General features: G+C 57.8%; 21 protein-coding genes. 10 read left to right on the forward strand and 11 right to left on the reverse strand.

The window, feature by feature from the left end:
• From J7399_RS01680 to cobF, 3 genes are read left to right on the forward strand one after another with little or no spacing between them, the layout of a single operon-like run.
• Entirely contained in the window at window positions 1–1,317 is a 1,317-nt protein-coding gene (locus tag J7399_RS01680; RefSeq protein ID WP_209083776.1) for a cobyrinate a,c-diamide synthase, read from the forward strand.
• A complete protein-coding gene (gene cobA / locus J7399_RS01685) occupies window positions 1,314–2,036 on the forward strand; it encodes a uroporphyrinogen-III C-methyltransferase (protein ID WP_209083777.1) in 723 nt (240 codons plus the stop codon). Before J7399_RS01680 ends, cobA begins: the two co-directional genes overlap by 4 nt.
• Complete coding sequence (cobF, locus tag J7399_RS01690) at window positions 2,033–2,788, forward strand: precorrin-6A synthase (deacetylating) (protein WP_209083778.1); 756 nt, start codon at window positions 2,033–2,035, stop codon at window positions 2,786–2,788. The genes cobA and cobF overlap by 4 nt, the downstream gene beginning before the upstream one ends.
• Here the strand turns inward: cobF and J7399_RS01695 are convergent.
• From J7399_RS01695 to J7399_RS01725, 7 genes are all read right to left on the reverse strand, one after another.
• A complete protein-coding gene (locus J7399_RS01695) occupies window positions 2,785–3,930 on the reverse strand; it encodes an iron-containing alcohol dehydrogenase (protein WP_209083779.1) in 1,146 nt (381 codons plus the stop codon). The two genes, cobF and J7399_RS01695, sit on opposite strands and share 4 nt — an antisense overlap.
• Complete coding sequence (locus J7399_RS01700) at window positions 3,927–5,309, reverse strand: aldehyde dehydrogenase family protein (protein ID WP_209083780.1); 1,383 nt, start codon at window positions 5,307–5,309, stop codon at window positions 3,927–3,929. Before J7399_RS01700 ends, J7399_RS01695 begins: the two co-directional genes overlap by 4 nt.
• A gap of 95 nt (window positions 5,310–5,404) precedes the next feature.
• Window positions 5,405–6,769 carry a glutamine synthetase family protein gene (locus tag J7399_RS01705; protein ID WP_209078009.1) on the reverse strand — a complete coding sequence of 455 codons (1,365 nt, stop codon included), beginning with the start codon at window positions 6,767–6,769 and terminating at the stop codon, window positions 5,405–5,407.
• Between the two features lie 75 nt (window positions 6,770–6,844).
• The gene (locus tag J7399_RS01710; protein WP_209083782.1) at window positions 6,845–7,879 is read right to left on the reverse strand and encodes a TRAP transporter substrate-binding protein; all 1,035 of its coding nucleotides are present in this window, start codon (window positions 7,877–7,879) and stop codon (window positions 6,845–6,847) included.
• A gap of 52 nt (window positions 7,880–7,931) precedes the next feature.
• Window positions 7,932–9,254, reverse strand: coding sequence for a TRAP transporter large permease subunit (locus J7399_RS01715; protein ID WP_209060912.1), 1,323 nt, complete (start codon window positions 9,252–9,254; stop codon window positions 7,932–7,934).
• The gene (locus J7399_RS01720) at window positions 9,254–9,850 is read right to left on the reverse strand and encodes a TRAP transporter small permease subunit (RefSeq protein ID WP_209083783.1); all 597 of its coding nucleotides are present in this window, start codon (window positions 9,848–9,850) and stop codon (window positions 9,254–9,256) included. Before J7399_RS01720 ends, J7399_RS01715 begins: the two co-directional genes overlap by 1 nt.
• A complete protein-coding gene (locus J7399_RS01725) occupies window positions 9,851–10,615 on the reverse strand; it encodes an N-formylglutamate amidohydrolase (RefSeq protein WP_209060917.1) in 765 nt (254 codons plus the stop codon).
• A 130-nt stretch (window positions 10,616–10,745) separates the two neighbouring features.
• On the opposite strand from J7399_RS01725, the gene J7399_RS01730 reads away from it, so the two are divergent.
• Window positions 10,746–11,609: a MurR/RpiR family transcriptional regulator gene (locus tag J7399_RS01730; RefSeq protein ID WP_247742694.1), complete on the forward strand. Its 864-nt coding sequence runs from the start codon at window positions 10,746–10,748 to the stop codon at window positions 11,607–11,609.
• 269 nt (window positions 11,610–11,878) lie between these two features.
• Entirely contained in the window at window positions 11,879–12,958 is a 1,080-nt protein-coding gene (locus tag J7399_RS01735; RefSeq protein ID WP_209083785.1) for a response regulator, read from the forward strand.
• 4 nt (window positions 12,959–12,962) lie between these two features.
• Here J7399_RS01735 and J7399_RS01740 read toward each other — a convergent pair whose 3' ends face one another.
• Window positions 12,963–13,553: an acyl-homoserine-lactone synthase gene (locus J7399_RS01740; protein WP_209060927.1), complete on the reverse strand. Its 591-nt coding sequence runs from the start codon at window positions 13,551–13,553 to the stop codon at window positions 12,963–12,965.
• A 561-nt stretch (window positions 13,554–14,114) separates the two neighbouring features.
• On the opposite strand from J7399_RS01740, the gene J7399_RS01745 reads away from it, so the two are divergent.
• The 3 genes from J7399_RS01745 to J7399_RS01755 all read left to right on the forward strand — a co-directional run bounded on the left by J7399_RS01745 (window position 14,115) and on the right by J7399_RS01755 (window position 16,430).
• Window positions 14,115–14,495 (forward strand): hypothetical protein, encoded by a 381-nt coding sequence (locus J7399_RS01745; protein WP_209078004.1) that lies wholly within the window; start codon window positions 14,115–14,117, stop codon window positions 14,493–14,495.
• A gap of 110 nt (window positions 14,496–14,605) precedes the next feature.
• Window positions 14,606–16,081 carry a HAMP domain-containing sensor histidine kinase gene (locus tag J7399_RS01750; RefSeq protein WP_209083786.1) on the forward strand — a complete coding sequence of 492 codons (1,476 nt, stop codon included), beginning with the start codon at window positions 14,606–14,608 and terminating at the stop codon, window positions 16,079–16,081.
• Window positions 16,082–16,091: 10 nt separating this feature from the next.
• Window positions 16,092–16,430, forward strand: a complete 339-nt coding sequence (locus J7399_RS01755) for an Hpt domain-containing protein (RefSeq protein WP_209060930.1) — start codon at window positions 16,092–16,094, stop codon at window positions 16,428–16,430.
• Window positions 16,431–16,439: 9 nt separating this feature from the next.
• On the opposite strand, the gene J7399_RS01760 is transcribed toward J7399_RS01755, so the two are convergent.
• The gene (locus tag J7399_RS01760) at window positions 16,440–16,829 is read right to left on the reverse strand and encodes a response regulator (RefSeq protein WP_209083787.1); all 390 of its coding nucleotides are present in this window, start codon (window positions 16,827–16,829) and stop codon (window positions 16,440–16,442) included.
• Window positions 16,830–17,025: 196 nt separating this feature from the next.
• Between J7399_RS01760 and J7399_RS01765 the strand changes: the two genes are divergently transcribed.
• Window positions 17,026–17,790 carry an enoyl-CoA hydratase-related protein gene (locus tag J7399_RS01765; RefSeq protein WP_209083788.1) on the forward strand — a complete coding sequence of 255 codons (765 nt, stop codon included), beginning with the start codon at window positions 17,026–17,028 and terminating at the stop codon, window positions 17,788–17,790.
• A 56-nt stretch (window positions 17,791–17,846) separates the two neighbouring features.
• Here the strand turns inward: J7399_RS01765 and J7399_RS01770 are convergent, their stop codons facing one another.
• Both J7399_RS01770 and J7399_RS01775 read right to left on the reverse strand, forming a co-directional pair.
• Window positions 17,847–20,090 carry a molybdopterin cofactor-binding domain-containing protein gene (locus J7399_RS01770; RefSeq protein WP_209083790.1) on the reverse strand — a complete coding sequence of 748 codons (2,244 nt, stop codon included), beginning with the start codon at window positions 20,088–20,090 and terminating at the stop codon, window positions 17,847–17,849.
• Window positions 20,091–20,093: 3 nt separating this feature from the next.
• Window positions 20,094–20,552, reverse strand: coding sequence for a (2Fe-2S)-binding protein (locus J7399_RS01775; protein WP_209083792.1), 459 nt, complete (start codon window positions 20,550–20,552; stop codon window positions 20,094–20,096).
• Between the two features lie 416 nt (window positions 20,553–20,968).
• On the opposite strand from J7399_RS01775, the gene gap reads away from it, so the two are divergent.
• Window positions 20,969–21,967, forward strand: coding sequence for a type I glyceraldehyde-3-phosphate dehydrogenase (gene gap, locus J7399_RS01780; protein ID WP_209060937.1), 999 nt, complete (start codon window positions 20,969–20,971; stop codon window positions 21,965–21,967).
• Window positions 21,968–21,973: the final 6 nt, after the last annotated feature.

Raw genomic sequence — 21,973 nt, forward strand, 5'->3', positions numbered from 1 at the left:
ATGACCACCACCATGCCCCCCGGCATCCTGATTTCCGCCCCCTCCTCTGGCACCGGCAAAACCACCGTAATGCTGGGGCTGCTGCGCGCGCTGGCCGAAGATGGCCTAAACGTGCAGCCCTTCAAATCCGGCCCGGACTACATCGACCCGGCGTTCCACCACGCCGCTGCCCGCCGTCCAGCGTTCAATCTGGACACATGGGCCATGCCCCCTGCTCTGGCCGGTGGCATCTCAGAACAGGCGCAAGGCGCGGACATCATTGTGGCCGAAGGCTCCATGGGCCTGTTTGACGGCGTGGCCACACGTGGTGAAAACGGCTTTGGCAGCTCAGCGGAAACCGCGCTGATGATGGGCTGGCCTGTGGTTCTGGTGATCGACGTGGGTGGTCAGGCGCAATCGGCGGCCGCCACCGCGCTGGGGTTCAGAACCTACAACCCGGATCTGCCCTTTGCCGGGGTGATCCTCAACCGCTGCGCCTCCCCCCGTCATGAACGTCTCGCGCGGCTGGGCATGGATCAAGCAGGCATCAACGTGCTTGGCGTACTGCCACGGCGTGGCGATCTTACCCTGCCTGAGCGCCACCTTGGCCTCATTCAGGCAATTGAACATCCCGATCTGGAAGAAGCCATCACCGGCTATGCCGCCTTCCTGCGCGAGCACGTTGACTTGGAAGCCATCAAAGCAGCGGCCAAGGCAGGCCCCGCGCGCACCGGACAGCTGCCCAAACCTCCGGCACAACGTATCGCTCTGGCACGGGATGCTGCCTTCAGCTTCACCTATCCCCATCTTCTGACCGGCTGGCGCAACGCAGGTGCAGAGATCCTGCCCTTCTCGCCCTTGGCTGATGAGGCCCCTGATGCCAGCGCCGAACTGGTCTGGCTACCCGGCGGCTATCCCGAGCTGCACGCAGGCACGCTGGCCGCCAATCAGACCTACCTTGCAGGCCTGCGCAAACACGCTGAAACCAAACCGGTGCACGGCGAATGCGGCGGCTACATGGCACTGGGCCAAGCCCTGATTGACAAAGATGGCAACCGCCACGAAATGGCCGGCCTTCTGGGGCTTGTGACCTCTTATGAGAAACGCAAATTCCACCTCGGCTACCGCCAAGCAACTTTGCAGGCCCCCATGCTGGGCTTTGACACCGGCGCACGCCTACGCGGCCATGAATTCCACTATTCCACCATTCTGGAAGAACCAGATGCCCCGCTCGCCCAAGTTGGCGATGCAGACGGCAACCCCGTGCCGGAAACCGGCTCCATCAAGGGCAACACCACCGGCACCTTCTTCCACCTGATTGCAGAGGCCTCAACATGACCGGCTTTGTCAGTTTCGTAAGCTCCGGCCCAGGTGATCCCGAATTGCTCACCCTGAAGGCGGTGGACCGCCTGCAAAAGGCGGAAGCGGTACTATTTGACGACCTCTCCGCAGGCCCCATTCTGGAACACGCCAACAAAGAGGCGGATCTTGTTGGCGTGGGCAAACGCGCAGGCCGCCCGTCGCCCAAGCAACACCACGTCAGCCAGCTCTTGGTGGACTACGCCCAATCCGGCGCCCATGTGGTGCGCTTAAAATCCGGCGACAGCGGTATTTTTGGCCGTTTGGAAGAAGAGATCACCGCGCTCAAAGAGGCTGGCATTGATTTTGAAATCATCCCCGGCGTGACCTCTGCCAGCGCCGCCGCCGCCGCCGCAGGCATCCCGCTGACCCGCCGTTTGGTCGCCCGCCGCGTGCAGTTTGTCACCGGTCACGATGTGGCAGGCGCCCTGCCCGGCGATCTCAACCTTCAGGCGTTGGCGGATCCCGGTGCGACCACCGTGCTGTTCATGCCCAAGCGCACTTTCCCGGAACTGGCCGAAAAGCTCTTTTCCACGGGCCTGCGCCGCGACTGCCCTGCGCTCCTGGCTGAAAGCGTGTCCCACCCGGAACAGACACTCACCCGCACCACGATGGAAGAGCTCGCCAAACAGCTCGCGGAAGAGATTTCGTCTGCACCGGGCATCATCCTCTTTGGCGAACTGGCAGATCCCGCATGACCACGCTGTCTCTTGTTGGCATTGGCTCAGGCAACCCGGATCACCTCACGCGACAGGCGCTCAAAACGCTGGAGGCGGCGGATGTCATTCTTCTGCCCCGCAAGGGCGATGAGAAAACCGAACTCGCCGATCTGCGCCGCATGATTGCCGCAGAGCTTCTGACAACTGCGCCCACGATCGTCGAATTTGACTATCCGGTGCGCGACGCCGACACGCCAAAATATCTCGACGGGGTAAACACCTGGCACGATGCACTTGCTGCGATCTGGCAGGATCTTATCGCAACGCATGCTCCCTCTGACGGCCATGTGGCGCTGATGGTCTGGGGCGATCCGTCGCTTTATGACAGCACCCTGCGCATCGCAGATCGCCTGATTGCACGCGGCATTCCGCTCTCTGTGAATGTGGTGCCCGGCATCACCTCGCTGCAGATGCTGACCGCCGCCCACGCCATTCCGCTCAACACTTTGGGAGATCCGGTCCAGATCACCACGGGGCGCAAGCTGCGCGAGGACGGCTGGCCCGAATGTGTGCCCACGGTGGCCGTGATGCTGGACGGCAGCTGCTCTTTCCAGCATCTCGACCCCGAAGATCTGCACATCTGGTGGGGCGGCTATGTGGGCATGGATCAGCAAATCCTGATCGAAGGCCCGCTGGCAGAGGTCTCCGCCAAAATCATCAAGGCCCGCGCAGATGCACGGGCCCAGATTGGTTGGATTATGGATATCTATCTGCTGCGCAAAGCGGCTTAAATCGTCGCCTCAAACAGCGCTGTGAGGTTCGCCTCAGTCAGTTCCACCGGGTTGCCACCGCAGCTCGGATCAATCAGCGCGCCTTTGACCAGCTCAGGGATGGCATCTGCTTTCACGCCAAGGTCAGACAGCTTGCGCGGAATGGCAAAGCTGTCGTTGAAGCCCTGTACAAAGGCACGGAACCCATCAAAGCCGCCCTCAACGCCCAGATAGCCGGCAGAGCGATCAAATCGCTCGGCAATCTCCGGCGCATTCAGCTCAAGAACCGCCGGCATACAGACCGCATTTGTGGTGCCGTGGTGCGTGTTAAACATCGCGCCCACCGGGTGGCTCATGGCGTGGATCGCACCAAGACCTTTTTGGAATGCCGTCGCCCCCATCATCGCCGCGCTCATCATATGCGCGCGCGCTTCCAGATCTTTACCATCGGCATAAGCGCGCGGCAGGTTCTCGATCACCAGCTTCATGCCTTCCAGCGCGATGCCCTGGCTCATCGGATGATAATGCGGGCTAGAATAGGCCTCCACACAATGGGCAAAAGCATCAAGCCCGGTGCCTGCGGTGATGAACTGCGGCATGCCCACGGTGAGCTCCGGATCACAGATCACGATGGCTGGCAGCACCTTGGGGTGGAAGATGATTTTCTTCTCATGGCTCACAGAATTGGTGATGACGCTGGCACGCCCCACTTCGGAACCAGTACCTGCTGTGGTTGGAACAGCAATGATCGGCGAAATCCCGTCAGGATCGGCACGGGTCCACCAATCGCCAATGTCCTCAAAATCCCAAACCGGTCGGGTCTGGCCCGACATAAAGGCCACCATCTTGCCCAGATCAAGGCCCGAGCCGCCACCAAAGGCGATCACCCCGTCGTGCCCCCCGGCGCGGTAGACCTCAAGACCCGCCTCAAGGTTCTTCTCGTTTGGGTTCGGATCAACTTCGGAGAACATCGCCCGCCCAAGCCCGGCAGCTTCCAAAAGATCCAGTGTCGCCGTGGTGATCGGCAGATCCGCGAGACCTTTGTCCGTCACCAGAAGCGGCTTCTTCATGCCGGTTGCCGCGCAGGCATCTGCCAGCTCCTTGATGCGACCAACGCCAAATTTCACTGCAGTCGGGTAAGACCAGTTGCCAACAAGTGTCATGATGTCACCTTTTTCAGATGGTAGGATTTTGGACGTGTGAGGTTCTGGAAGCCAATCACCGAGAGCCCTCCACCACGTCCAGTGTTTTTACAGCCGGTCCAGCACAGGCCCGGATCGAGGTAATCCGCCCGGTTCATGAACACAGTGCCGGTCTCGATCTCATTGCCCACACGCTCTGCGCGCGCGACGTCTTTGGTCCAGAGGCTTGCGGTCAGACCAAACTCGCTGTCATTCATCAAGGCAATCGCTTCTTCGTCAGAGGAGACCTTCATGATGCCCACAACAGGGCCGAAGCTCTCATCACGCATCACGCGCATCTCATGGGTCACATCGGTCAGGATCTGCGGCGTGAGGTAAGCCCCGCCATCATCCTCGGCAAAAGTTTCAATATGCGCCGTGGCACCCGCTTCAAGAGCTTCCGCAATCTGCGCACGCACCTCATCAGCAAAACGCACATTGGCCATCGGGCCAATCGTGGTCTCTTCCTCCAGCGGGTTGCCCAGCTTGTAGCCGTTCACAACCGCCACGGCCTTTTCCACAAAGGCATCATACAGGCTCTCATGCACATAGATCCGCTCGATGCCACAGCAGCATTGCCCGGAATTGAACATTGCCCCGTCAATCAGCGTGTCCACAGCCGCATCCAGATCCGCGTCTTCCATGACATAGCCCGGATCTTTGCCACCAAGCTCGGTGCCAACGCCCGTAAATGTGCCCGCAGCGGCGCGCTCCATCGCCTGACCACCGCCGACAGAGCCTGTGAAGTTCACAAAATCAAACGCATTGCCTGCAATCAGATCATTGGTCACGTCATGGCTCAGGAAGACATTCTGGAACACATCTTCCGGCACACCCGCGCTGTGGAACGCCTGCGCCATGCGCTCGCCCACAAGAAGCGTTTGCGTCGCGTGTTTCAGCACGACGGTATTGCCCGCAATCAGCGCAGGTGCCACCGTGTTGATCGCGGTCATGTACGGGTAGTTCCATGGCGCAACCACAAACACCACGCCGTGCGGCAGGCGCTTGATGTAGCGCTTAAACGTCGCGTCTTCGCCCACCTGAATGTCCGCAAGCGACTCCGCCGCGATGTCCGCCATATAGCTTGCGCGCTCGTTAAAGCCGCCAAACTCCCCGCCATAGCGCACGGGGCGGCCCATCATCTTGGCAATCTCCTGCACGATCTCATCATTCATCGCGCCCACAGCGGCAACACCCGCCATCACCAGATCAATCCGCTCCTGCAAAGGCCGCGCGGCCCAGGCTTTCTGGGCGTCCTTTGCACGTTTGGCCGCAGCAAAGGCCTCATCAGCACTCAGCATAGGTCTTTCTGCAAAAACCGACCCATCGATCGGAGAGATACATGTCAACATGCCGCTCATGGCAACACTCCATCCATAAGGGGCACATCGCCCCGCTTTCTCATTCGTCAAATATCCCGGGGAGTGTGAGGGGCTGGCCCCTCACCTCTTCCGGCTTACGCCCGTTCAAACCCGCGCGCAATTTCCCAATCGGTCACCACCGCGTCAAAGGCTTCCTGCTCCCATTCCGCCATCCGCACATAATGGTCAACCACTTCGCTGCCCATAGCCTCACGCAGCATGTCGGAGCCGCGCAGCGCCTCGGTTGCATCACGCAGATTTGTCGGGATCACATTGTTGCCCGCCTCATAAGCATCGCCGGTCAAAGGCGTGCCCGGATCAAGCTTCTCTTCGATGCCCTTGATGCCTGCTGCCAGCAACGCCGCGATGGCCAGATAGGGGTTCATATCCGCCCCCGGCACCCGGCATTCCACGCGCACAGCCTTGCTGCCATCGCCGCACAACCGGAAAGCCGCCGTGCGGTTGTCCACCGACCAGACCTTGGCGGTCGGCGCGAAACTGCCCTTCTGGAAGCGCTTGTAGCTGTTCACATAAGGCGCAAGGAAAACGGTGATGTCATTGGCGTATTTCAGCAGGCCGCCCAGATAGTTTCGCGCCAGGTCGGACATGCCCAGATCTTTGTCCGCATCATAAAACGCAGGCACGCCGCCTTTGGTCCAAAGCGACTGGTGCACATGGCTCGCGCTGCCCACTTTGTCATGGTGCCACTTCGGCAGGAAGGACACCGCATGGCCCTGCTGCCAGCCAATCTCCTTGGCCGCATGTTTTGAAATCGTATGGTTTTCGGCCGCGTCCATGGCGCTGCCGTAACGGATATTGAGCTCTTCCTGCCCGGTTTCCGCCTCCCCCTTGGACCCTTCCACAGGAATGCCCGAGGCATAAAGCCCATTGCGCAGCGCGCGCATCACGCCTTCTTCCTTGGTTGTCTGAAGGATGTGATAATCCTCATTATAAGCGCTGATCGGGGTCAGGTCGCGATAGCCCGTCTTGCCCAGTTCCTCAAAGCTCTGCTCAAAAATGAAGAACTCAAGTTCGGTTGCCGACACCGCTTCAAAACCCATCTCCGCAAGCCGTGCGATCTGTTTCTTCAGCATCGCACGCGGGGAATGCGCAATGTCGTGGTGGCCGTGGTGATCCATCACGTCACAGATCACCAGCGCAGTGCCGTCCAGCCACGCCGCCCGGCGCAATGTGCTCAGGTCCGGCTTCATCAGATAGTCGCCGTAGCCTGCCGCCCAGCTGGTTGCGGCATAGCCTTCCACCGTGTGCATCTCCAAATCGGTCGCCAGCAAGTAGTTGCAGCAATGGGTCTCTTCCCACGCGCTGTCCACAAAGTGCTGCGCCACAAACCGCTTGCCCATCAAGCGACCCTGCATATCCACGATACAGGCCAGAACAGTGTCAATTTCGCCGCTCGCGCTCAGGCCACGCAGCTCATCAAGGGTCAGATTGCCAGACATCAAATGCGCCTTCTTTGTTGAGTGCCGAAGCCCCATCAACCGACGGGGCTTCGAAAGATGTTAATGCCGAAAGACTTAGCCGTAACGGTACGGACGACCCGCCGCCTGCATGTCTGCGTTGTACTTGCGGAAGATCTCCACAACTTTTGCCTTGGTTGGGCTTTCCGCTGCGATCTCATCCCAGAATTTCACAGCTGCGGTTTCCACCTGTGCCCATTCTTCATCCGGAATAGAGGTCAGCTGCATCTTGGTGCCGTTCACACGCAGGTTGGCCTCGCCGCCCCAATACCACCACTGACGATAGTAGTGAGACTGGTCACAGCAAACGCGGAACAAGGTCTGCAGATCTTCTGGCAGCTCATTCCACCGGTCTTGGTTGGCAAAGAAGCTGCCCGCCCATGCGCCGGAAATGTTGTTGGTCAGGAAATAGTTGGTCACATCGGCCCAACCCACGGTGTAGTCCTCCGTGATGCCCGACCATGCGATGCCGTCAAGCTCGCCGGTCTGCACAGCCACTTCGATGTCTTCCCAAGGCAGGGTCACAGGCACCACGCCGAATTGGCTGAGGAAGCGGCCCGCGGTTGGGAAGGTGAAGATGCGCTTGCCTTTCAGATCAGCCAGGGAGTTGATCGGATCTTTGGTGGCAAAGTGGCAAGGATCCCATGCACCGGCGCTGATGTGCTTCACACCCACTTTGGAATACTCTTCGTCCCAGATCTCGTTCAGGCCGTACTGATTGAACAGCACAGGCACATCGAGGCTGTAGCGGGAGGCAAACGGGAAGTAGCCGCCAAACACGGTCACCTCAGTCGGCGACGCCATGGAGTCATCGTCAGACTGCACCGCATCAATGGTGCCGCGCTGCATGGCACGGAACAGCTCACCTGTCGGCACAAGTTGGTCAGCGTAGATGAGTTCAATCTGCATACGGTCGCCCGCAATCTTGTTGAACATCTCAATCGCCGGATCGATCACATGTGCTGCCAGCGCGGGGCCGGCATAGGTCTGCATGCGCCATTTGATGGTGCTTTGCGCAATCGCCGGTGTCGCCAACGGTGCCGCAACTGCGCCAGCGCCAGCGGCTTGAAGAAACTTACGTCTTGTCGTCATCTCTTACTCTCCTTGTTGAATCTGGCCCCGTTTTCGGCGCTCTGTAGATTTTTTATTTTCCGTAGACATATTCCGGCAGCCACAGCGCGATCTGTGGGAAGATCATCACCAATGTGAGTGCCAGAACCATGACAAACACGAAGGGCACGATGCTGCGATAGATGTCGCGCAGGGTGACTTCGCTTGGTGCCATGGCCCGCATGAGGAACAGGTTATAGCCGAATGGCGGTGTCATATAGGCGATCTGTGTGGTGATCGTATAAAGCACGCCGTACCAGATCAGATCAAAGCCAAGCGCCTTCACCAGTGGCACATAAAGCGGCGCCACGATGACCAGCATCGCTGTGTCGTCCAGAAATGTGCCCATCAGGATGAAGCTCAGCTGCATCAGGATCAGGATCATCCAGGGATCAAGCCCCAGTTGCTCGGTGAACAGATTGTCGATGGCTTTCACCGCGCCCAGCCCGTCAAACACCGCACCAAAGCCCAGTGCGGCGAGAATGATCCACATGAACATGCAGGAAATGCCAAGCGTGCTGCGCACAGAGGTTTCAAACACTTCCCGTGTCATACGCCCCTTCAGCACGGCGGCCACAAAGGCTGTGATCGCACCAATCGCCGAACTTTCCACCAGCGATGTCCAACCGTTCACAAAAGGCACCATCATGGTGGCGAAGATCACGATTGGCAGCAGACCGGCCCGCAGTAGGCGCAGCTTTTCTGCGCGCGAAATATCACGATCCGCCTCAGGCAAGGCCGGGCCAAGCTCCGGCTGAATACGGCAGCGGATCACCACGTAGAGGATGAACATCGCCGCCATCATCAGGCCTGGGAACACACCGGCCAACCACAGCTGCCCCACCGGCTGGCGCGCAATCATGGCATAAAGTACGAGCACCACAGAAGGCGGCACCAGAATGCCAAGGCTTGATCCTGCCTGAATAACCCCGGTCACCATACGTTTGTCATAACCGCGTTTGAGCAGCTCCGGCAGCGCAATGGTCGCCCCAATCGCCATACCCGCAACGCTCAGACCGTTCATCGCCGAGATCAGCACCATCAGCAGGATCGTGCCAATCGCCAGACCGCCCCGCACCGGCCCCATCCAGACATGGAACATCTTGTAGAGATCGTCGGCGATCTTGGATTCACTCAGCACATAGCCCATGAAAATGAACATCGGCAACGTCAGCAGCGGATACCATTTCATCAGCTTCATCGCGGCGGAGAAACCAATATCACTGCCCCCCGTGCCCCACAGCAGCACCGCTGCCAGAACACCCACAAAGCCAATGGCCCCAAAGACCCTCTGCCCCGTCATGAGCATCAGCATCATGGTCGAGAACATCAGAATGGCGATCATTTCATAAGACATCAGTAGTCAACTCCACGCATCCGCGCGATGTCTTTGAACAGTTCAGAAACCGCCTGTAAGAACATCAGAATAAAGCCAAAAAGCATGATCAGCTTGATTGGCCAGAGAACCGGCCGCCACGCAGTCGGACTGCGCTCGATATAGCCGATGATTTCACTGGCCGCCTCTTTGCCACCGGTGACATAGGCCCAGACCAGATCGCGATAAAACGCATAAGGCTCGACGCCAAAGTGCCCCAGAGAATAGGCGCTGGACCCCACCGCCCCATGAATGAGGATCAAGATATAAAACATCAGGAAGAACACGGTCATCGCATCCACCGTGGCGCGCTGGCGCAACGTCCATTCCCCGTAAAACAGGTCCATCCGCACGTTCGATCCAAGCTGCATCGAATATGGCCCGCCCAGAATGTAGTAGGTCACCATGGCAAACTGGGCCATTTCCAGCGTCCAGAGCGAAGGCGTCGCAAAAGTCTTTGAGAAGGAGGACCACAGCAAAATCGCCATCATGACGAAAATCCCGTACATGATGAACCGCCCGATCCGGCGGTTAAATCCGTCGATGCCGCGAATGTAGAGCCGCACAAGCTTTGGCATTTACAGCCCCTCTTCCGTCGTAGAGTTGTCAGCGAGTGTGTGAAGGCCTGCACGCAGCGCGCCTTCGATCACATCGGCCATATGCGCAATCTGCGCCTCAGTGCGCAGAAGATCGTTGCGCACCTCAAGCATCACATTTGCCACCTTATTTTTCAGGCCATAAAGCTGCAGAGAGTGGGTCACGCCATCTTCCGGCCCATAAGGCGCATTGCGCTGCACATCATGCTCAGAGTCCGAAAGCGCCTCCAGCATTCCATCCGCGAGTCGTGTGTCCCGGTCGTGCAACACGCCAATCTCCACCGCGCGCGGTGCGCCGTGATAAACTGGCGTAAACGAATGCACGGTGACCAACGCCTTGGGTTCCATCAAAACCAGGACCTGCTCCACCCCAGCCCGAAATGGTACATAGATCTGCTGCACACGCGCGTCCCGCGCATCCGCTGACAGATCAACATTGCCGGGAATGTCAAAAACCTCACTGCGCTGGGGGATCGCGCTCTCCGCTTCGGGCGGGCGATTGCAGTCGTACAACAGGCGCGACACGCCACCGGCCACCAAGGTGCTGCCAAAGCGCTGCGCCAGCAGCCGTGTCAGCGCTAGCGCCCCCGGATCCCAAGCCACATGGCTCTCGCGCACGTCATCGCTCAGCCCAAGTGTGCCAAAGCAATCGGGGAAATGATTGGAAGCGTGCTCACAGACAAACAGCACATCACCGGGCGTGACCGGCCCTTCAACATGTACCACTTCGTCATCTTCTAAAGTCATTGGTGCCCCCTTTGTGAACAAACTTCTTCAGGAGCTTGTCTTCTGTCAATAATTATTCTGAAAATTCTTCTTCTTTAGAAAAAACTCTGAAACTATGCTTACAGAAACAGCAGAGAGATGGGGCACCCCCTTGGCAGACACCGCGCAGGAAAAGATTAACAAGGTTTATGAAAGCCTTACGCGCGCAGAGCGGCAGCTCGCAGGCGTGATTCTGGAAAACTATCCTATGTCCGGCATGGGCTCGATCACGCGACTTGCTGAGAAGGCGTCGGTTTCCACACCAACGGTGGCACGTATGGTGCAAAAACTCGGGTATTCCGGGTTTCCCGAATTTCAGGACACTTTGCGGCAGGAAGTGGAAGCGCGCTTTTCCAACCCCATTGCCAAACATGAAAGCTGGGCGCAAAGCGCACCCGAAGAGCACCTTCTCAACCGTTTCACCGAGGCCGTGATCGGCAATATCCGCCAAACTCTTGCAAGCGTTGATCCTGCACAGTTTGACGCGCTGGCCGCGCTGCTCGCCGACGAAAGCGCTGCGCTCTATATTACTGGCGGGCGCATCACCCACGCGCTCAGCGAATATCTACACCTTCACATGCAGGTCATTCGCGCGCGTGTGCGCCATATCCGGTCCACCTCAAACGCATGGCCGCACGACCTGCTGGACATTGCCGAAGGCGATGTTGTGTTGATCTATGACATCCGGCGCTATGAGAACTCCACCTTGCGGCTTGCCGAAATCGCAAAGGCGCAGGGCGCGCGCGTGGTTCTTATCACCGACCAATGGCAAAGCCCGATCAGCCAATACGCGGAGATTTCGCTGAATTGCCGGATCGAAGCCCCATCGGCCTGGGACTCCACAATTGCCATGATGCTCTTATCCGAAACCTTGATCGCCGCCGTGCAGGAAGCCTCCTGGGGCCGGACCGAACAACGCATGCGCACACTGGAAGACATGTTCGATCAGACAAAGATCTTCCGGAAATTTGTTTGAGCGAGCGCCTGCCACCAGCTTCACCCCAAGGTGGAAGTTAAGGCAAACGAGGGCCTCAAACATCCGCAGATGCGCCTAAGCTTATGATTTTGAACGGATAGACTTCCTAACAAATCCTTAATTTTTTCGAATCAAGTCAAGCTTTCGCCCCTTTCTGGACGCATTTGCTTTGCACTGTCTGATCAAGGCCGGTGGGCAGAAGCCGCGTCGGCGCTGTTGGTTTGCGTTTCACGCTTTATCAGACAGGCAGCCACAGAAAGGGCTGAGACATGAAGATATTGGCCGTCGATGACGACGAGAGCATTTGCGCGCTTCTGGCGGAGGCCGTCGCGACCAAAACCGATCACACCATCGTCACGGTGCCTTCGGGCCCCGAGGCCATCCGCGCGATTGCCAAAGCCAAAGTGCCCTTTGACTGTTTCCTGCTCGACATCCAGATGCCCGTGATCGATGGCATCACGCTGGCAGGCAAAATCCGCAAGACCAAAAGCTATGCACGCACGCCCATCATCATGCTGACCGCAATGTCTCAGAAGAAATACATCGATGCGGCCTTCGCTGCGGGCGCCACAGATTTTGTCACCAAACCTTTTGATTTCCTGGAGCTTTTCAGCCGTATATCTCTGGCGCACCGCATTGTCTCCGAACAGCACCGCATCACAGAGACCGCCAGCGAAATGGCGGCCTTGAAGCGGGATCTTCTGGAAACAACCACCCACAGCCTCAAAGAGCCCATTGAACTCACCGGCGTGACGCAGATGGTTGGATATGTCGCCTTTGAAAACCACCTGATGGGCTTGCCCCGCTCCACGCTGCTGCGCAGTATGGCTTTTGCGGTTAAGGTCGACACCATTCAAAGCGCCTATACCGCGCTCTCGCCTGTCGCCTTTCGGCGCATGCTCACGGATGTCTCCAGCGAACTGATGTCGGTGGTGGCGGACAATGACGCAATCGCGACCTATCGCGGCAATGGCGTTTTCCTTTGCGTTGCCCCGCGCACCCGATCCTTTGAAAACACGCACGTCGAAGCCGCGCTCAACGAGCGTCTAAGCTACGTTCCGTCGACGCAGATTGATGGTTTGATGAGTAAAACAACGGTGGGAGAGCCACAAACCCTGCGCACCCTAACACGGGCAGGCGCGGTTTTGGCTTTGCAGCGTGCTGTCGCCAATGCGGAAATACGGGCCACAAGCCAGCGCAGCAGCTTTGCATATTTGCGCAAGACAATGCGCCATCATCCTGGCAGCGGGTTCCAGACCGAAATGGAACGCCGCGCTTATGAGCATCTGCTCCAAGACGCTTTGCGTGAAGACATCGACACGCGCCCCGCAGCAGCCGCTTTCAGCTAACGCCTCAGTGGCGGTGGGTGTTTGACAGATCCATACGCGCAACCTGCACCGGAAGCCCGTCCACCAGCATGATCGGCCCTGCCGCTTCTGCCACCAGACCAAGTCGTCTGATCCAACGCGGCCAAACTGCGGGCACCAGACCCAGAACATGCTTGGCATCCATGGATCGTGCTGTGGTGATCAGCTTTTGCATCAGCTGCGTCTGCACTTCCATGCGCTGCTCAGCTGGCACATCCCGCGCCACAAAAACCCGGCTTGCGTCAAATACTCTCGGATCAATGGGCGCTTCGTCAAACAGCAGGTTGCTGGGGATTGACTCCAACATGCCCTTCTGCGCGTCCCGCACCATATAAGAGTACATGCCACATCTTGCGGTGGTGGGTGTCAAACGCACCCCGGCAAGCACACGCTCACCTTCATGAACCGCAATCCAGCTGCTTGCTGGCGTGTCGTACTGATCGTATTCCATACCCGCCACTTCTGGCAGGTCCCATTTATTCTGTACAATGAAGGACTGTTTGCGAGCCCTTAGTAGGTTGACCATCAGTTCGCCATGCTTGTGCATGTTCTCGAACGAGAGGGTCGTCGTCAGCATATCCATTCTCTCTCCGGATACCTCTTTGCCCCTTCCCAACCGTGTACACTGACAAATCCTAAAAAATTGTATTCACTCACAACAACGCCGATTTTCGGATGCAAAACACACGCAACCGACCAATCATCGCATCACCCATAGGTAGAAAGTTCGCGCTTAGACAAAGAGTACGGCAGAAAAAAGTTCGGAACAGAAAAACGAACTATATCCATACAAAATAGTGACTTAACCCATAACCCACCAGAGTTTACCACCTAGAAAAAGCGCTCTCCCAAACACCCATAGCACGATTGAGGCACAAATTTAGTTAAACATCTAGTGAAAAAGTTCACTAGGTGAAGTTTGTTGAGTGTTTCTGTAATGTGAACACAGTTTTTCTAATTTTAATGCAATTTTATGTATTAAATTTACCATTCGTAAAGCTTTTGGTCCGATTTACAGGATAGGTGGGGACCAGAAATGACTTCGTAAATTCTCCCCGGCAAGACCATCAAAATGCCGCTTTCCAAAGTGAGATTCGGCAAACACCCCACCCAAGGGGCCGTCAGTTCGGAGGATGCCATGCAGACCTATTTTTTGAATTTTCACATCAAAGGTGAAATCGCGCATACGCTGCTGCTCTCTGAGCCGGAGCCAAAGCTTATGGTCGACATCTCCGCACAAACTGCCACCGAGTCCGACGCCCCCGGATTTCGCTACCCGCGCCGCGTGAGCTTCACTGTACGCGACAAGGCACTTATCGAGCGGTTCCGCACCACTGTCTCCCCCGGGGACGTGATCGAAGCCACCGGCACCTTTGATCAATCCGGCTACGTGCCCCATCACAGAGGCCATATCGACACGACGTTCGAATTGCTCGATTTTGAAATCTCCCGCCCAGAGATGGAGCTTCAACACAACGGTCGCGTCTTCAAAACCGATCACAGCGCCCCTGCTCATTAAACCCGCGTGGCCGCTGCCCCCCCAAGATTGCGCATCCTACAGATGCTTGGGGCATCGCGCCAAACAGATTGAACGCACCGCGTCGGTCACTCTCACTTGGATGTTGCAGAATGCACATTGAACAACCTGAAAAGACGGCGCGATCCACACGAATGACCCGCCTGTTTGGCAAACCTTTGCGCGGTTTGTTTCCCATCGCGGCCCATCAGGTTGAAGACACCCGCCGCCTGCATCAGGAAATTCACGATTTTGCGCTTGGCGGCATCACCCTCTTCTGGCAGCGCCAAGGCATCTACGCCGGTGCTGGTTTTCTCTGTGGCTTCTATTTCTCCTGGAGCCTTGCTGCGTTTTGCTACCTGTTCATTCAGGCCACCGATCTGTTTGACAACTCGATCTGCTACAAGGTGATCAACCGCACGGATCATTCTTTGCGCCACAGCCAGCGCCTGCTCCGTGGTTTATCACTATCAAACGCGCTTTCCGCCGCCTCAATCGCCACCTTCATTCTGCTGCTGGCGCGCCTCGAAGGCCCCGGCCAGCACTTTATGTCGCTGTTCTTCCTGTTCGCCGCCGGTCTTTTTGCCGCCGTGAACAATCACCAGCTGACGCAAATTCTGGGCCTTCGGCTGATCACTTACGGTGTGATATTTATCTACATCCCCGTGTCAGACATCCTGGCCCAAGGTGCGTCCTTTGACTCCAAGCTCTGGCTCCACTTTGCGACCGCCCTGTTTGTGCTCTATTTCGTGCTGGAGTGCTCCACGATCTTTCTGCGCATGTATCAACGCACGCTGGACCAGATGGATGAGCTGCGCGCAGAGCGGGACAAGGCACGCGAAGGCTATGAGCTCAAATCCCAATTTGTTTCGGTAGTCAGCCACGAGCTGCGCACCCCTCTGACCTCCATCACCGGTTCCCTCACTCTGTTGCGTGAAACCGATCTGGCCAAAAATCCAGACAGCGCCAGCCGCATGCTTGAGATCGCGCATAAGAACAGCAAGCGCCTCAGCAAGCTGATCAACGATCTGCTCGACATCCAGAAAATGGAAGCGCGCAAGATGGTCTACCATTTCGCCCCAGTTGATCTGGGCCAGCTGATACATGACGCGGCACAATCCATAACGCCTTACGCGGATCAGTTTGAAATTGTGGTGCGCACAGCGCCGCCGCCTCAGCCTCTCACCGTGCGCGGGGACAACGAGCGCCTGATGCAGGTGCTCGACAACCTGTTGTCTAACGCCGTGAAGTTCTCCCATTCCGGCGGCTATATTGAGCTTGGCGCTCGTCTGGAAGGCGGGTGCGCCATACTGGAGGTGCGCGACTACGGCATCGGGGTTCCGCCAGAAAGCAGCCACCTGATTTTTGACAAATTCCAACAGGTGGACACGTCTGACAGCCGCAAATTTGACGGCTCCGGGCTTGGTCTCTCCATCGCCCAGCAGATCATCGAAGACCATGGCGCCGCCATCGACTTTGAAAGCACATTGGGCGAAGGCAGCCGCTTCTTTGCGATCTTCCCGCTTTGCGACACAGAGCAGGACATCAGCATTGAACTCCCCCAATCCCCTGCACAGCAAGACGCCTGAGACCACAACCATGTTTCCGTCCAAATATCAAAGGAAGTTTGCCGGATTGCGCCGTCGTTTTCTCTCTGGCCTGCCCGCGCGGGAAGCGGAAATCGAAGATCTCACCGCCACACTGCTGGAACACGGCGCGTCCCCCAAAACACTTGAAGAGCTTTATCTCGCAACACACAAACTCGCCGGCATCAGCGGCACCTACGGCCTCAGAAAACTCGGCGATCTGGCGGAAGAGGTGGAACAATTGCTTGAGCCCGTGCGCCTCAGGCTCCCGACACCCCACGAACTCGAAAGCATTCTGGTCGCCACGGACATTCTCAGCGAGGAGCTGGGCGAGGTGATTGCAACCGCCTGAGGAGGCTACTCAGCGGATCTGTTGCGCTGCGATCAGCTGGCGCAGCTGATCTGGCAACGCTACCGGGTCAAACGGCTTTTGAATGGCACCAATCGCGTCCTCCCGGATCTCGTCTTCATCTTTGGAGGCGATGTCTTTTGATGTCATGAACACCGCTGGGGTCTGCGCAAGCTCCGGCAAAGCACGCATCGCCGCCAGCGTTTCCACACCACTCAGGCCCGGCATCATCACATCAAGCACCATCAAATCGGGCGCAAAAGCCACCGCCTGTGCAAGCGCATCTTCGCCGCTGGCACATTGCAGCACCTCAAACCCTCCGAGTTCCACCAACGCGAGAAGTGTAATCTCCCGAATATCGGGATCATCCTCGACATGTAGAATTTTGCGAAGCTCCGTCATCCGCAGCCACCCCAATACCCCATTACCATCACCACGCTGGCTACCCTATCCGCTGAACCGCTTTGAGAAAAGCCTCCACAGTTTTGCCTGATGACAGCATCCAATTCATGACGCGGCGTAGCCAATGAGCGCCCGACTTGAGCGATGCCCAATTTTACCGCAGCCTGTGAGCATTCGCGTCCGCACAGGAGATGTCATGGCAACGCCCCCCATTTTGAAAGAGCGCATCGGCAGCGCAATGGTGCTGACCCTCAATGATCCGGCCCGGCGCAATCCGATCGGGGCGCCTTTGCGCGCTGCTTTGTCGGAGGCTCTCGAAGAGATTGAGACCGACACAAGCATCCGCGCGGTCATCCTCACGGGGGCCGGTGGCCATTTCTGCTCAGGCGGCGATATCGCAGCGATGGATGCTCCGATGCGGCAGAAGCGGATCAACTTTGAACAGGTCAAACGGCTGGCCAATCAAATCACCGGCGCGTCTGTTCCGGTGATCGCCGCCGTCGAAGGCTGGGCCGCTGGCGCTGGCCTGTCTCTTGCGATGATGTGTGACACGGTGATTGCCGCAAAATCGGCCCGTTTCCTCTCGGCCTTCCCAAAGATCGGTCTGATGCCGGATTACGGCCTGCTCGCGTCCCTGCCCGCCCGCATCGGCCAGGCGCGCGCGCGTCAGGTGATGCTCTATGCCCGTCCTGTTGATGCTCCCACGGCGCTCAGTTGGGGCATGGCAGATGACATGGTGGAGGATAGAGACACCCTTAAGGCGGCGCTCAGCCTGGCACAGCACGTGGAAACTCTTGGGCCGGAAGCTCTGCGTGCGATCAAAGCATTCAGCTCCGGAAGACTGGACAGCGCCATCGATTATGAGCGCGATGAGCAGCCACGCCTGCTCGGCAGCGACAATGCCAAAGAAGGGCGCGCTGCTTTCTTTGAGAAGCGGCCTCCCCGGTTCATCCCCGACTGACAAAGGAAAAACCCGCCGAGCGCTTCGGCGGGTTCATTTGTTTCAGATCGTTCCGATCACACAAAATCAATGTGATGGTAGAGCGGCAGCTCCCGAATGCGTTGCCCCGTCGCGGCAAAGATCGCATTGGCCAGCGCAGGCGCTGCAGGCGGCACCGGAGGCTCCCCCACGCCACGGATTTTCTCCCCGTTCTCAAGACCTTTCACAAAGATCTCCGGACATTGATACATCCGCATGCCTTCCGCATCCCAATAGTTGGCTTGCTCCACCATCCCGTCGTCATAGGTGATTTCACTGTTGATCGCGTGACCAAGCGCAAAGACTACACCACCCTGCACGAGGTTTTCAAAGTTCACCGGATCGAGCACACGGCCAACATCCGCGGCCACCCAAACTTTGTCGATGGTGATCCCATCCTCAGTGTTTGTCACCTCAATCACCTCGGCGGTTGGCACGCCAAAACTCTCTACAAAGGCGACGCCTCGACCTTTGCCCTCAGCCAGCGGGCTGCCCCAGTTGGACATCTCACCAACGGTTTCCAGAACCTTGCGCGCCACTGGGTTGTTGATCAAACGAATGCGCTCCTTCAGCGGATCAGCCCCCGCTTCATGGATCAATTCATCCAGCATGCAGTCAAAGAAGAAGCCACCTGCGGAGGCCCCAACCGAACGCCAGCTCGATGTGGGGGCCAACTCCGGCACGCGATAGGCCCGCATCCGGTAGTTGTCAAAGCTGTAGGGTGCATCCCAGGCCCCGGCGGCGATTTGCGTGTCCGGCCCCGGAATGCTCATGCCCAACCGCCCCATCTGCGAGGCCACCACCGAAGGCATGGCGATCTGCAAATCTGCAGCCACGACTTGGCCGTTTTTCACCGCGCCAGAGGCCCGTGCCATCCCAATGTGGCGTGTAAAGTCATGGGCAAAGTCTTCTTCGCGGCTGTAGGTCAACTTGACCGGCGTGCCCCGCATTTTATTGGCGATCTCCGCAGCCATTTTGACATGTTCCAGCTCCAACCTGTGGCCAAAGCTGCCGCCCATGTAGCAGTTGGTCAAATCCACCTGAGCGGGCTCATGCCCGGTGATCGCAGCCACCTGCTGTTGCAACATGATCTGCACTTGGTGCCCGGTCCAAACCGTCACTTTGTCATCTTCCACCAAAACCGTGGCGTTCAGCGGCTCCAACGGCTGATGCGCCACATAGGGCACGCGATATTCCACGTCCAAAGCCTTGCCGTGCGCTTTCTTGGCCTCATAGACGTCGCCTTCATCACGCCAAACCTTGTCGAGCCGGTCGCCGCTAAAGGACTCAGCGACCATATGCCAATGATCATCCTGCCGCGCTGGATAAGGCGCTTCATACCAATCAAAATCAATGGCTTGCGCGGCCTGAATGGCACGCCAAGTGTTGTCGGCCACAACCGCGACACCACCGGTAACCTCAACAATCTTCTGAACGCCGCGCATCTCTTTGGCGGCGCTTGCGTCATAGCTCTTCAGGCCACCGCCCTTGCGCGGGTTGCAAACCACAGTGGCATGCACAGCGCCTTCGACCTCAACATCGATGCCATATTCCAAAGTCCCGGTAGACTTCGCCAGAATGTCCAGCCGCTGCATGGGTTTGCCCAGCAAACGCCATTCGCTTGGGTCACGCAGCTTGATGTCCATCACCGGCTCAAGCTTTGCCGCCTCAGCGGCCAGCTCGGTGTATTTCAGCGCACTCCCGTCCGGCAGCTGCACCGCACCATTGGCCGTCTTCAGCTGCGCTACAGGCACCCCGCCGACGTTGGACGCCGCCAGCTTGAGCGTTTCGCGCGCAATCGCCCCCGCTTCGCGCAGCTTCACATAGCTATCGGGCACCCCGCTGGAGCCGCCCGTGATCTGCAAGCCCAACAGCTTGGCAAACCCTGACATCACTGTCCGCGCACTTTCTGCGACAAAACTTGTGTCACCCGATTGAAACGGCACGCCATCAGCTGAAAGCGCCCGGTTCCAATAAGCCTTGTCAGGCTTGCCAAAACTGGTCTCGACCTGATCCAACTCGATGTCCAGCTCTTCGGCAATCAACGCCGCTTGCACATGGGCAATCCCCTGCCCCTTGTCCCCGTGTGGCCCGATCAGCGTGACTTTCTCGCTGTCGATGATCACCCACGGATTGAAGGTCGCGGCCCCGTCCGCCAGCCCTTCTTTCAGAGGGTTTTCATAGGGTGTCTTCACACGGTAGACGCCAAAGGCCACCCCGCCGACAACAGCGGCGGCGCCAAGCAAAAACGAACGGCGGGCGATCTTTCCAACAGTTCCCATGGCTTACACCTCCTGCAGTTTGGAGGCTGCGGTTTTCACCGCTGCACGGATACGCGGATAGGTGCCACAGCGGCACAGATTGCCGCTCATGGCGTCATCAATGTCCTCATCCGTCGGGTTCGGGATATCAGACAACAGCGAGGCCGCCTGCATGATCTGCCCCGACTGGCAGTAGCCACATTGCGCCACCTGATGCTCCACCCAGGCTTCTTGCACCGCATGCAAGGCACCGGGCTGTCCCAGACCGTTGATCGTGGTCACTTCGCCATCCACATCCGCCACAGGCGTCTGGCAGGAGCGCACCGCAACCCCATCAATATGCACAGTGCAGGCCCCACATGCGGCAACGCCGCAGCCGTATTTCACACCTTTGATGTTCAGCTCATCTCTGAGCACCCACAGAAGCGGCATATCGTCTTCGACATCCACGTCGTGTTTTTTTCCATCCACGATCAATTGCATAAGCTGTCTCCCGTTCGTTGGAACCGTTCGCGTTAGCCTCCAGATAACGCAGCTTCGTAAAAAATCACTCGCAGATCGTGCCAAATCTCAAAGACGCTGGGTCAATCACCTGTGATGCCCTCATCCAACCGACTTCTCGCGGGTAGCCAACGGGCCTGCGTGCGCCCGTTGCAACTTGCTGATTCGGCACAACCGGAGAATTGCGCCAGCCCTCACCTTGTTAACCAACTCTTTACGAACAGCCCGAGAATGTTAGCGATACCGTGAGCGGCACCGATACCGCAACCGATAGCGGCATCGGTGCAGTTTATCGCTAACACACTCATAATTCACGGTATTTCAACTTCCGCAAAGACAGCGTGGCGACTATAGCAATACCCAATCCCTATTTATCCGCGCAGCTACAGGAGCGCCTCATGACTGTTACCGTCGGCATCAATGGTTTTGGCCGTATTGGACGTTGCACTTTGATGCACATCGCAGAGGAAGCGCGCGAAGATGTGCGCGTTGTCAAAGTGAATGCCACCGGCCCGCTGGACACCGCAGCTCACCTGATCCGTTATGACTCCGTACACGGCCGCTTCCGCAACGAAGTTGTGGCTGGCAACGGCACCATGGATGTGGGCATGGGCCCGATGCGCATGTACTCAACCTATGACATGGACGAGCTGGACTGGGACGGTGTGGACATCGTTCTGGAATGCACCGGCAACTTCAACGACGGTGAGAAAGCCAAAAAGCACCTCGAGCGCGGCGCCAAGAAAGTGCTGATCTCTGCCCCAGCGAAAAACGTGCAGAAGACCATCGTCTTTGGTGTGAACGATCATCAGCTCGAAGCCAACGACAACATGATCTCCAACGGCTCCTGCACCACCAACTGTCTGGCGCCTGTGGCCAAAGTCCTGAACAACGCTTTCGGCATTGAAAGCGGCATCATGACCACGATCCACGCCTACACCGGCGACCAGCCAACCCTGGACCGCCGCCACAACGATCTCTACCGCGCCCGTGCCGCTGGTATGTCCATGATCCCGACCTCCACTGGTGCCGCCAAAGCGCTGGGTGAAGTGCTGCCTGAACTCAAAGGCAAGCTTGATGGGTCTGCAATCCGCGTGCCAACCCCGAATGTGTCTGCCGTGGATCTGACCTTCACCGCATCCAAAGACGTCACCGCCGAAGATGTGAACGCCGTGATGGCCGAAGCCGCTGCCGGTGAAATGAAAGGCGTTCTGGGTTACTCCGAATTGCCGCTGGTTTCGGTTGATTTCAACCACACCACAGAAAGCGCAACCTTCGCAGCTGAGCAAACCAAAGTGCTCGGCGGCCGTCTTGTGCGCGTGCTGGCATGGTATGACAACGAATGGGGCTTCTCCGCACGTATGGCGGATGTTGCAGCCAAAATGGGCCGCATCTAACCCAAA

This window comes from Shimia sp. R9_1, from assembly GCF_017743775.1.
Taxonomy (GTDB): domain Bacteria; phylum Pseudomonadota; class Alphaproteobacteria; order Rhodobacterales; family Rhodobacteraceae; genus Shimia.

Bases quoted from the DNA above. Each gene is read 5' to 3' on its own strand.
- J7399_RS01680 (WP_209083776.1), top strand. From the start codon at position 1: ATGACCACCACCATGCCCCCCGGCATCCTGATTTCCGCCCCCTCCTCT.
- cobA (WP_209083777.1), top strand. From the start codon at position 1,314: ATGACCGGCTTTGTCAGTTTCGTAAGCTCCGGCCCAGGTGATCCCGAA.
- cobF (WP_209083778.1), top strand. From the start codon at position 2,033: ATGACCACGCTGTCTCTTGTTGGCATTGGCTCAGGCAACCCGGATCAC.
- J7399_RS01695 (WP_209083779.1), bottom strand. From the start codon at position 3,930: ATGACACTTGTTGGCAACTGGTCTTACCCGACTGCAGTGAAATTTGGC.
- J7399_RS01700 (WP_209083780.1), bottom strand. From the start codon at position 5,309: ATGAGCGGCATGTTGACATGTATCTCTCCGATCGATGGGTCGGTTTTT.
- J7399_RS01705 (WP_209078009.1), bottom strand. From the start codon at position 6,769: ATGTCTGGCAATCTGACCCTTGATGAGCTGCGTGGCCTGAGCGCGAGC.
- J7399_RS01710 (WP_209083782.1), bottom strand. From the start codon at position 7,879: ATGACGACAAGACGTAAGTTTCTTCAAGCCGCTGGCGCTGGCGCAGTT.
- J7399_RS01715 (WP_209060912.1), bottom strand. From the start codon at position 9,254: ATGTCTTATGAAATGATCGCCATTCTGATGTTCTCGACCATGATGCTG.
- J7399_RS01720 (WP_209083783.1), bottom strand. From the start codon at position 9,850: ATGCCAAAGCTTGTGCGGCTCTACATTCGCGGCATCGACGGATTTAAC.
- J7399_RS01725 (WP_209060917.1), bottom strand. From the start codon at position 10,615: ATGACTTTAGAAGATGACGAAGTGGTACATGTTGAAGGGCCGGTCACG.
- J7399_RS01735 (WP_209083785.1), top strand. From the start codon at position 11,879: ATGAAGATATTGGCCGTCGATGACGACGAGAGCATTTGCGCGCTTCTG.
- J7399_RS01740 (WP_209060927.1), bottom strand. From the start codon at position 13,553: ATGCTGACGACGACCCTCTCGTTCGAGAACATGCACAAGCATGGCGAA.
- J7399_RS01745 (WP_209078004.1), top strand. From the start codon at position 14,115: ATGCAGACCTATTTTTTGAATTTTCACATCAAAGGTGAAATCGCGCAT.
- J7399_RS01750 (WP_209083786.1), top strand. From the start codon at position 14,606: ATGCACATTGAACAACCTGAAAAGACGGCGCGATCCACACGAATGACC.
- J7399_RS01755 (WP_209060930.1), top strand. From the start codon at position 16,092: ATGTTTCCGTCCAAATATCAAAGGAAGTTTGCCGGATTGCGCCGTCGT.
- J7399_RS01760 (WP_209083787.1), bottom strand. From the start codon at position 16,829: ATGACGGAGCTTCGCAAAATTCTACATGTCGAGGATGATCCCGATATT.
- J7399_RS01765 (WP_209083788.1), top strand. From the start codon at position 17,026: ATGGCAACGCCCCCCATTTTGAAAGAGCGCATCGGCAGCGCAATGGTG.
- J7399_RS01770 (WP_209083790.1), bottom strand. From the start codon at position 20,090: ATGGGAACTGTTGGAAAGATCGCCCGCCGTTCGTTTTTGCTTGGCGCC.
- J7399_RS01775 (WP_209083792.1), bottom strand. From the start codon at position 20,552: ATGCAATTGATCGTGGATGGAAAAAAACACGACGTGGATGTCGAAGAC.
- gap (WP_209060937.1), top strand. From the start codon at position 20,969: ATGACTGTTACCGTCGGCATCAATGGTTTTGGCCGTATTGGACGTTGC.